Here is a 485-nt window from a genome sequence, read left to right as displayed (position 1 = left end):
CGGTCGTAGCGCAGCACCAGGTCGGGTGCGGCCAGCGCGGTGGAGACGACGCCGGCCAGCGCCAGTGCGATCATCATCTGATGAAATCGATTACAGATAGAGGTCATAAAAATCGCTGTCGAAAAGCGTTGTTCAGTTGGCGGCGGGTTTGCCGTAGACGATGCCGCGGCCGGCGGTGCTCATGTAGACGACGCCGTAGCGGTTCATGTCGCCCACGATGAACTGGCCGTCGCCCGGTCCGCCGTACTGGTGGGCATCGTCGTTGATGCGGGTCCAGGTGGCGCCGCCGTCGATGGAACGGTGGATGCCGCGCACGCCCTTCACGTCGCCCCAGATGTAGACCGCGGGGTAGTCGTGCCCCGGCGCCGCCTTGCCGAAACCGACCGCGCCGCAATAGCGCACGGCCGCCAGCGGCGCGAAGTGGGCGCCGCCGTCCGTAGAACGTACGAGACCACCGTTCTTCAGCGCGACCCACACGTCCCCGC

At 66.6% G+C, this 485-nt stretch carries 1 pseudogene; it reads right to left on the bottom strand.

The window, feature by feature from the left end:
- Positions 1-132: 132 nt before the first annotated feature.
- Positions 133-485 (bottom strand): annotated as a pseudogene (locus ACEN88_RS34115) (exo-alpha-sialidase); the annotation flags it as partial.

Origin of the sequence: Massilia sp. CT11-108 (genome assembly GCF_047302915.1) — a bacterium.
Taxonomy (GTDB): Bacteria; Pseudomonadota; Gammaproteobacteria; order Burkholderiales; family Burkholderiaceae_D; genus Telluria; species Telluria orientalis.
This window is presented reverse-complemented; position numbering and strand designations above follow the sequence as displayed.